Genomic DNA, 8913 nt, shown 5'->3' on the forward strand with positions numbered 1-8913 from the left:
AATGTGTGCAAATTCGGTCAGACCTGAAAGCCGGGCCAGCCCTTGTCCAGCGCGATCAGCGTTTCGCGCAGCACCTTGCAGGCGGTGGCGGTGGAAACGCCGGTGGTATCCAGCGTGGGAGCCAGCTCGTTGAGGTCTGCGGCTACGATGTTGGCTTTCGTCACGGTGCGGATGGCATCCAGCAGCTGCAAAAAGCTCATGCCGCCGGCTTCGGGCGTGCCGGTGCCGGGGAAGCAGGAGGGGTCCAGACAGTCGAGGTCGATGGTCAGGTAGACGGGCACCTTGCTCTCGCACAGCTGTTCCGTCAGCTCGGCAAGGCCGGTAAAATCGAATTTGTGCATCTCGGTGTGCTGGGCTGCAAACTCGAACTCGGCGCGGTCGCCGCTGCGGATGCAGAACTGATGGATGCGGCCATCACCCACCAGCTCATGGCAGCGGCGCAGCACGCAGGCGTGGCTCAGCTTTGCACCAAGGTAGTCGTCCCGCAGGTCGGCGTGGGCATCAAAGTGCACGATGTGCAGATCCGGATATTTCTTCACAGCAGCCCGCACGGCACCCAGCGTCACCAGATGTTCACCGCCCAGCAGCAATGGGAACTTGCCATCCTGCAGGATCTCCTCTGCGCGGGCTTCGATGTCCGCAAGGGCGCTCTCGCTGGAGCCGAAGCACAGCTCCAGATCGCCGCTGTCGAAGATGTCAAAATCGGTCAGGTCGGCATTCTGGTAGGGGCTGTAGGTCTCCAGACCATAGCTTTCGTGTCGGATGGCCGCCGGGCCGAACCGTGCGCCCGGGCGGTAGCTGGTGGTGGAATCGTAGGGCGCACCGTACAGCACGATGCTGGCGGCGCGGTAGCTGCTGTCACAGCCGATGAAGTTTTCAATGTTGGGTTGCATCAGTGTTCCTCCACTTCCCGCAGCATTTCCTCAAGGAATGCCGGCAGGTAAAATGCGCCGACATGCAGCCGGGCGGTGTAATAGCGGGTGCGCATGTTCAGCGCCTTCCATGCGTCTGCATCCAGATCATCGATGGGATGATACTTTTTGCTGGCAAAGCCGAACAGCCAGTACCCAGCCGCAAAGGTGGGAATGTGTGCCTGATACACTCGGCTGATGGGGAAAGTGGACGCAATGCGCTTGTGGCTGCGCTGCATGGCGCTGGCATCCTCGGCATAGAAGGGGCTGCCCTGCTGGTTCACCATGATGCCGTCCGCTTTCAGGGCATTGAAGCAGCTGCCGTAGAACTCGCGGGTGAACAGACCCTCGGATGGGCCGAAGGGATCGGAGGAGTCCACGATGATGAGGTCGTACTCCTCCTCGCAGCGGCGGATATACTTGAGGGCGTTCTCAAAATAGATGTGCACCCGGCGGTCATCCATGCGGCAGGCGTTGCTGGGCAGGAAGGCGCGGCAGGCTTCCACCACCTGCGGGTCCATCTCCACAAGATCGATGCGCTCCACCCGGTCGTAGCGGGTCAGCTCCCGCACCACGCCGCCGTCACCGGCACCGATGACAAGGATGTCTTTTGCCTGCTTGTGCACCGCCATGGGCACATGCACGATCATCTCGTCATAGATGAATTCGTCGCGCTCTGTCAGCATCACATTGCCGTCCAATGTGAGCACCCGGCCAAACTCCGGCGTTTCAAAAATATCGATGCGCTGGTAATCGCTCTGCTTGGAGTAGAGCTGTTTGTTCACCCGGATGCTGTGCTTCACATCCGGGGTGTGAAACTCGGAAAACCAAAATTCCATCTGCATTCCCTCCTTATGCCAGAACGTTCAGCCGCTCGATGTCCGGGTCCTCGGGGCCGGTCATGCTGCAGCCCTTGGCCTTGGCGTACTCGATGTAGTTCAAAATTTCCTTGGTGATGCGCTCGCCCGGGGCCAGAATGGGAATGCCCGGCGGGTAGCACATGACGAACTCGCTGCACACCATGCCCTCGGTCTCCCGGAGCGGCAGGCTCTTTTTGGGCGCATAGAACGCTTCCTGCGGGCTGGCGGCCACAACGGGGTCGATGTATTCCTGGCTCAGCAGGCCGGAGCCGTCGGTCTGGTAGCGGCGCTTGATCTCGGCCAATGCGCTGACCAGACGCTCCACCTCCTGCGGGCGGTCGCCGATGGAAAGGTAGGCCAGAATGTTGCCAATGTCGCCGAACTCGATCTGGATGTCGTACTCATCGCGCAGGATGTCGTACACCTCAATGCCTGCAAGGCCGATATCCAGCGTGTGGACGCTGAGCTTGGTAGTATCAAAGTCAAAAACGGAGTCGCCGTTGCACAGCTCCTTGCCAAAGGCGTAGTAGCCGCCCACGGCGTTGATCTCCTCGCGGGCATACTCGGCCATGTCGGCCACTTGGTGGAATACCTGCCGCCCGCGCTGCGCAAGGTTGCGGCGGGAGATATCCAGACTGGACATGAGCAGGTAGCTGCCGGAGGTGGTCTGGGTCAGGTTGATGATCTGCCGCACATAGCCCGGGTGCACATTGGGGCCGATGAGCAGCAGGCTGGACTGCGTTAAACTGCCGCCGCTCTTGTGCATGGAGACGGATGCCATATCAGCCCCTGCCGCCATGGCAGACACCGGCAGGCCGCCGCCAAAGTAGAAGTGGGTGCCGTGGGCTTCGTCCGCAAGGCAGAGCATCCCGGCATCGTGGGCCATTTTTACGATGGCGCGCAGGTCGGAGCAGATGCCGTAGTAGGTGGGGTTATTCACCAGCACAGCCACAGCATTCGGATGCTCTTTGATGGCCTTTTCCACCTGTTCCCGCTTCATGCCCAGCGAAATGCCAAGGCGCTTGTCCACCTCGGGATTCACGTATACCGGCACTGCGCCGCACAGCACCAGTGCGTTCAGCACACTGCGGTGCACGTTGCGGGGCAGAATGATCTCATCGCCGCGCTTGCAGGCGGTGAGCACCATGCTCTGCACGCTGCTGGTGGTGCCGCCCACCATGAGGAACGCGTGGGCAGCGCCAAAGGCATCTGCGGCCAGCTCCTCTGCTTCCCGGATGACCGATACCGGGTGGCAGAGATTATCCAGCGGCTTCATGCTGTTCACATCCACGCCCACGCACTGCTGGCCCAGAAAGGCGGTCAGCTCCGGGTTGCCGCGGCCCCGCTTGTGGCCGGGCACATCAAAGGGCACCACCCGCATTTTGCGGAACTGTTCCAGCGCTTCATAGATGGGCGCACGGTTCTGGTTCAGCCGGAACCGTGTTCGGTTCTCACTCATGTTTTTCCTCCGTCCCTGATCCCGATGCAAACAAAAAAGCGCAAGTACCGCACAAAAAGTGCAGACTTGCGCTTTGAAAAGCATTTGAATGCGCCGCCAAAGACCCCCGGAAGAAACACCAGAGTACAAAGGCCGCTTCGCATGATTCAAAAAAGACGGGATTATGAGAGTCTATATAGCAATTCTGCTTTTACTGCTCTTTATTGACCGTTTCACAAGTCTGCACACTGACTGCGCAATTTCATGGTTGTAAAGGAACCAACTTATAAAATTTGAACTGCTACGCTCAATCAATAATGGCGGCTGTGCCGCCGGTCGGCAGTGGACCCGGCTGTCCGTATGGCCTTAGCCCCGCTGGGCGGTCCATGGTAAATTGCTTTGAAAAGACGCTGACACGCTTTGTCTCTCAAAATCACATGTGATTTTATCATGCACAGAAAGCGTTGTCAATGTTTTTTTTGAAGAAAAATTAAAAAAATCATTGCACAGAGTACCAACCTGAATACCGTTGCAAAATATTATGATGCACGGTACACTATGGTTACTACGGTTCTTATTGTTCTGCTGATCCTTGCACTGCTGGAGATCGTCCTGCTGAACGGTGCCGCAGCTGTTCGAATCCACCCGCCCGATGAGTTTAGCCTTATCGCAAAATAAAAACCTCAGCGTACTTGCATACGTTGAGGTTTTTTGGTGGAGCGAAGCAACCCAAATCCGAACCATTGCCCTCTGAGGCATCTTTGGCGGCGATTTCATCGAAAGTGATGGTTTTTGTGCCGTCTTTGTAGTTGAATGTAATCAAAACTTTTTCATCATAGAGATAAACAGCGTTCACAAACGTATTGATGAGCGTTTCCCGGTGGCTTTTCACATTCGGGTCGAGCTTGCGGAACCGGGTCAGCCAGAACCGAACCTGATTTTCACTCAACCGAGGCCGAGCGATTTTTTCTTCGGCGATCCGAACCTCAAGTTCTTTCTGCTGGGCTTCCAGCTTTTCCAAACGCGATTTGGTGGAGTTGGTCAGCACACCTGCTTGAAAGGCGTTCAGCATATTTTCAATGCCGTTCTCCACCTCGCGCATCTGCTTTTCCAGCAAAGGTAGCGTGGTGTTTTCCTGATCCTGCAACTCCATCACTTCCGCAACGATGGCATCAATCACGGCATCGTCCTGAATCAGCTTCATGGTTTCAGCTATGACCAAATCTTCCAGCCACTCTTTACGGACGGTCTTTTTCTTGCAGGTCTTGAAACGCTTCGCGGTGGCGCACTTATAATAATGATGAACGATCTTGTTTCTACCCGTACCGCACTCGCCGAACATCATCGCGCCGCACATTCCGCAGAACAGCTTGGTGGTGAGCAAGTAATCGTCCTCGGCTTTGTGACGGGCAGGAGCGCGGCTGTTCTTCTTGATTTTTTGCTGCACTTCTTCAAACAAGTCCTTGTCCACGATGGCAGGGATGCTGTCGGGCATCACAATGTCCTTGAAGTGGTTTTCACCGATGTACCGTTTGTTCGTCAGCAGCGTCTGAACACTGTTGTAGGTGAACTTCTGATTGCGGTTGGTGGTCACGCCACTGTCGTTCAGCCAGTTCATCAGTTCTTTCATGGTCGCGCCCTCATTGTACCGCTGAAAGGCTTCTACCACAAAGGGAGCTTTCAGCGGGTCGATTTGAAAGAACTTCTCCTCATCCACCTTAAAACCAATGGGAATCGTGCCGCCGTTGTACTTGCCTTTCAGCACATTCTCAGTCATGCCGCGCACAACTTTTTCAGAAAGCTCTGCCGAGTAGTATTCAGCCATGCCGGTGAGCATACTCTTGACCATGATACCCGCAGGGCTGTCAGAGATAGGCTCCGTGGCAGATACCAGCTTGACATGATTTCGTTCCAGCAGATACTCATAGTGTGCCGAATCATAACGGTTTCGGGCAAAACGGTCGAGTTTCCAGACCAGCACGATATCAAACAGCCGCTTTTCGCTGTCCTTGATCATCTGCTGGAAATCCGGGCGGTTATCGGTTTTGGCGGAAAGGGCTCGGTCAATGTAGTGTTTGACCACAGTGATGCCGTTCTTTTCGGCGTAGGCCGTACATTCACGAATCTGACCTTCGATGGATTCCTCACGCTGGTTATCGCTGGAATAGCGGGCGTAAATCACGGCAGTCATGGCTGCACCTCCTTACTTCATTCTCCGCAGACGGCGCACAAGGTCGGATGCACTGTACAGCACACGGGCTACCGACACCGCATCCTCGCTCACGATGTAGAACACCGAGTAGTTGTCCACCAGCATTTGCCGCAGTCCTTGGGTGCGCTCCGGCTCACTTTCCACCAGCGCACAGCGCTCCGGCAGGGTGTTCAGCGACTGGATAGCTTCTGCAATGCGGTTATACTGCCCCATGGCCGTGTCAGGCTCCAGCAGACGGTCAGCAATGTAGCTGTAAATCTGCTCCATATCATTGAGGGCTGCATGGGAAATTTTTACGTCATACTGCTTCATCTGTGCTGTTCCCTGAACTGTGCGAATGCGCTTGCAGCATCCACGGTATCACCGTTCTGAATCTCCTTAATGCCCACCTGCAAGGCTGCATGAAGCTGGTCATCGGTCATGGTGTCAGCGTTCAGAGCCGCAGGAGCCTTCGGCAGGGACAGCGAGAAGGGGATGCCGCCAGTCAGGGTGATCTGGCGCAGGTACATATCAATGGCTGTTGCCATCGGGATACCCAGCTGCTTCAGCACGTCTTCGGCCTGCTGCTTGACGGTAGGGTTGACACGAAGATTGAGTGTCATCGTTTTTTCCATGGTTATCACCTCAGCTTTATTGTAACGTATTTTGCGTTGCATTTCAATCAAGTGCGAAGTCGCAATTGAAATTCTCTATATTGCACAATATATTTGTCGTTAAATTGAGCATTATCTCTCACTCAGCTGTGACCATAGCAGATTTAGAGGATTGACCTTTAATTAGAATATACAGATAAAACCGACAGCCATCTACTTGCGACTTGCAAATAGATGGCTGTCTATTATTAACTACGCATTTTAACAATGATTTTTCTTTTCAACAAGCATTCCGATAATAAACGAAAGTAGGAAAACGAGTAGCCAAATCAAAACTCCGTAGTGTGCCTTGAGCTGCCATACTTTTCCTATATACATATCCGGCGTGATTTTTGTGGCGTTTATTTTGATAATAAAATCGCCCAACACTTGTCCGATCAAAATTCCTGTCCAGTTTCCAGCTGTTGTGATAAGAGCTGCTCTATACATTTCCAGAAAACAGAAAGTAACAGATGCAACCCATAAACACAAATAATAATGGGCTGCTGTCCATTCAAACAAGTAGACTTCATGAAACACTGTTTGAGAAAGAAGATAGCACACCACATATGCTAAAAATACGATCAGCAAAAATCCGAGACAAGTTTTCTTTTTTGATGCTGTGTTCTTCATACGGCTTTTGAATCCTATTCCAATGTGTACCGCCATCTTTGCGTTTCATTATAAAACAGCTTGGCTGCTTACTTCGATACTATTTCGACAGTTGGCATCTTTCCTTCCAATCCGAGTTCGTCATCTTCTGCAACTCTATAATTGGTAACATTTATTGAATACATATAATCTGAAATATTTGGATTTTCTTCATCGTCTGGAAGTTCAACTTCAAAAGTCTCAAACTCAAACACATAAGCTGTTCCTTCAATAAGTTCACCAGTTAAGTCTTTCTGGAAATGAAGCAAAAATGGTCTGTCCTGAAAGAAGTGAACAACCGCAACCGTTTTTCCCGGCAGTGCATAGTAATCGGGCAAGATCTGCTCAACAGTGGCCGTAAAAGAACCCGAAAACCGTGCAAAATGTTTTTCATTTCCGGTTGCTTGCTCTTCTCCGTCATGATACCCGGCCTCGTAGCCAGCGGTATAGCCTTCTTCGTATTCTGCATTGTGCTCATCTGAACTTTGAACATTATTTCCACAGCCAATCAATGTAAGTACCAGCGCAAGGCAAAGAACTATTATAGCCTTCTTTTTCATACGGTTTCCTCCTTCCATGTTTTTCTTCACATTTATCGGACTTTTCCACAGTTTTTGCAAAAACGTTCAGAAGAAGCATTTAATGTTCCGCAGTCCGGGCAATACCATCTTCCGTCTGGCATCGGTTCAACAGGCGAGGGCGTTTGGTGTGCTTTTGCTGGAGTTTGAACGGGTGATGCAGTAAACAGCGGCGCAATATTCACATCTCTACGGCCAACACCAGCAAGGCTTCTAAAATCCAACGATTTAACTTCTTGCGCCAATGTCCGTTTGGGCTCAATGTATTGACCACACCGCTGACAATATCGAACACCCAGCTTGTTTTCATAACCACAATTTTTACAAGTCATCAAAGCTCCCTCCTTGCTTTTTGTTTATATAACGAAATTTAAGCCTGATTTATTTCGTTTGTTTACAAAATTTTCCAAAATCGTATAGATGCACATAAATTTTCTGAAAATTTGTAGCACAATCGCAATCTTCTTTTAAATAAACACGCTATAAGGACAAATTTTTTGTTTTACCTCGATTGAAAGCTATCTTTAGCTTTCTGGTTTGAGAACTGTACTTCGGGCCGGATTCTTTGGGTCTACTAGAATTTTTATTGGTGCCCCTTTCGGAATACATGGATTGAACCAAAACCACTGCGACTTGCCATTATAGGTTTCACCTTTAACTTTATACTGATAATGTACCACATATGGATAGATTACATCCTCATCGGCAAGGTGGTAGGTACTCATATGAAATTTTATATGTACCCGTTTTGTTGCTGTAACCTTTCCGATGATTCTTGTTCCATTTTTCAAAAGTTCTGCCTTTTTATAGTCAGAAATAATCGCCAATCCGATAATTATACCTGCTACAATCCATGCTAATATCGCAGCCACCCAAATACCAGACTTACACGCTCCAACCGATATAATTGCCGCCACGAACATTCCGACATATGCCATTGTATGAATAAGATCTTTTGAAAAAAACATTTTATCTCGTGTAATTTTCATAAAACGGCATCCTCCTCAAATCCTACAGTCGGTAATCAGCGGCTCCGTGAAATCAACGTTCCTTAGATACTTAGATTTAATCCTATTTTGTTTCATCCGTCTACAAAATTTCTCAAAATCGTATAGTTGCACATAAATTCCCATAAAGCTTGTAGCACAATCACGATTTTTTCTTTTCATTCAGATAAACCACCACGGCAGTTCCAGCCACAGGTTATCCATGGCCTGTTCCTCGGTCTTTTTGGCGCGGCTCTTTGTCAGGTGGAAGTATATCGCCGTGCCGATCAGCGGATGTTCCTCGCCATCGGTGAAGCCATAGCGGTACAGCAGGTAGGTCTGTTCCCGCTGGGTCAGCCGTTTCAGGCCATCGTACAGTTCCTGGCGCAATTCCTGTTCCTCCATAATGGTCTGCGGCTGCATGGCGTAGGGGTCGGCTATGGCTTCGATGCGCCGCAGTTGTTCCTCTCCCGGCAGAACATCATCCAGCGAAACCCGCTGGTAATAGATGCCGTCCTTGTCCTCCGTTACCATCCGCTGCTCAAAAGCAGTAAAGGCATCCCGAACCATATCCATCATGGCGTTGCGGATGGCCGGAGCTGCGTAGGTCAGGAACTTCATGCCGCGCGCTGCATCGAACTTCGG

At 51.4% G+C, this 8913-nt stretch carries 11 protein-coding genes; all 11 read right to left on the reverse strand.

The genetic code is table 11. The features are described 5' to 3' along the window. Window positions 1-17: 17 nt before the first annotated feature. Window positions 18-893: an agmatinase gene (gene speB / locus DXA66_RS03860; RefSeq protein ID WP_118526893.1), complete on the reverse strand. Its 876-nt coding sequence runs from the start codon at window positions 891-893 to the stop codon at window positions 18-20. Beyond that, window positions 893-1750, reverse strand: coding sequence for a polyamine aminopropyltransferase (gene speE / locus DXA66_RS03865; protein WP_044953854.1), 858 nt, complete (start codon window positions 1748-1750; stop codon window positions 893-895). Before speE ends, speB begins: the two co-directional genes overlap by 1 nt. Window positions 1751-1763: 13 nt before the next feature. Next, window positions 1764-3230, reverse strand: a complete 1467-nt coding sequence (locus DXA66_RS03870; RefSeq protein ID WP_097775018.1) for an aminotransferase class I/II-fold pyridoxal phosphate-dependent enzyme — start codon at window positions 3228-3230, stop codon at window positions 1764-1766. Between the two features lie 643 nt (window positions 3231-3873). Next, window positions 3874-5400 carry a recombinase family protein gene (locus tag DXA66_RS03875; RefSeq protein WP_118526895.1) on the reverse strand — a complete coding sequence of 509 codons (1527 nt, stop codon included), beginning with the start codon at window positions 5398-5400 and terminating at the stop codon, window positions 3874-3876. Between the two features lie 12 nt (window positions 5401-5412). Next, window positions 5413-5733, reverse strand: a complete 321-nt coding sequence (locus DXA66_RS03880) for a type II toxin-antitoxin system RelE/ParE family toxin (RefSeq protein ID WP_118526897.1) — start codon at window positions 5731-5733, stop codon at window positions 5413-5415. Further along, window positions 5730-6035, reverse strand: coding sequence for a type II toxin-antitoxin system RelB/DinJ family antitoxin (locus DXA66_RS03885; RefSeq protein ID WP_035393314.1), 306 nt, complete (start codon window positions 6033-6035; stop codon window positions 5730-5732). Before DXA66_RS03885 ends, DXA66_RS03880 begins: the two co-directional genes overlap by 4 nt. Window positions 6036-6275: 240 nt before the next feature. Beyond that, window positions 6276-6686, reverse strand: a complete 411-nt coding sequence (locus DXA66_RS03890) for a hypothetical protein (RefSeq protein WP_015537810.1) — start codon at window positions 6684-6686, stop codon at window positions 6276-6278. Window positions 6687-6754: 68 nt separating this feature from the next. Next, complete coding sequence (locus tag DXA66_RS03895; protein WP_118526899.1) at window positions 6755-7264, reverse strand: hypothetical protein; 510 nt, start codon at window positions 7262-7264, stop codon at window positions 6755-6757. A gap of 32 nt (window positions 7265-7296) precedes the next feature. Continuing rightward, window positions 7297-7614, reverse strand: coding sequence for a zinc-ribbon domain-containing protein (locus DXA66_RS03900; RefSeq protein WP_118526901.1), 318 nt, complete (start codon window positions 7612-7614; stop codon window positions 7297-7299). Between the two features lie 192 nt (window positions 7615-7806). Then, a complete protein-coding gene (locus DXA66_RS03905; RefSeq protein ID WP_015538140.1) occupies window positions 7807-8271 on the reverse strand; it encodes a DUF3592 domain-containing protein in 465 nt (154 codons plus the stop codon). 180 nt (window positions 8272-8451) lie between these two features. Next, window positions 8452-8913: RNA polymerase subunit sigma-70 (locus tag DXA66_RS03910; RefSeq protein WP_118526928.1), on the reverse strand; the 462-nt coding region annotated here is incomplete at its 5' end.

Origin of the sequence: Faecalibacterium sp. OF03-6AC, from assembly GCF_003478175.1 — a bacterium.
Lineage (GTDB): Bacteria > Bacillota > Clostridia > Oscillospirales > Ruminococcaceae > Faecalibacterium > Faecalibacterium taiwanense.

Coding starts and splice junctions, on each gene's coding strand:
- speB (WP_118526893.1), bottom strand. CDS start 893: ATGCAACCCAACATTGAAAACTTCATCGGCTGTGACAGCAGCTACCGC.
- speE (WP_044953854.1), bottom strand. CDS start 1,750: ATGGAATTTTGGTTTTCCGAGTTTCACACCCCGGATGTGAAGCACAGC.
- DXA66_RS03870 (WP_097775018.1), bottom strand. CDS start 3,230: ATGAGTGAGAACCGAACACGGTTCCGGCTGAACCAGAACCGTGCGCCC.
- DXA66_RS03875 (WP_118526895.1), bottom strand. CDS start 5,400: ATGACTGCCGTGATTTACGCCCGCTATTCCAGCGATAACCAGCGTGAG.
- DXA66_RS03880 (WP_118526897.1), bottom strand. CDS start 5,733: ATGAAGCAGTATGACGTAAAAATTTCCCATGCAGCCCTCAATGATATG.
- DXA66_RS03885 (WP_035393314.1), bottom strand. CDS start 6,035: ATGGAAAAAACGATGACACTCAATCTTCGTGTCAACCCTACCGTCAAG.
- DXA66_RS03890 (WP_015537810.1), bottom strand. CDS start 6,686: ATGAAGAACACAGCATCAAAAAAGAAAACTTGTCTCGGATTTTTGCTG.
- DXA66_RS03895 (WP_118526899.1), bottom strand. CDS start 7,264: ATGAAAAAGAAGGCTATAATAGTTCTTTGCCTTGCGCTGGTACTTACA.
- DXA66_RS03900 (WP_118526901.1), bottom strand. CDS start 7,614: ATGACTTGTAAAAATTGTGGTTATGAAAACAAGCTGGGTGTTCGATAT.
- DXA66_RS03905 (WP_015538140.1), bottom strand. CDS start 8,271: ATGAAAATTACACGAGATAAAATGTTTTTTTCAAAAGATCTTATTCAT.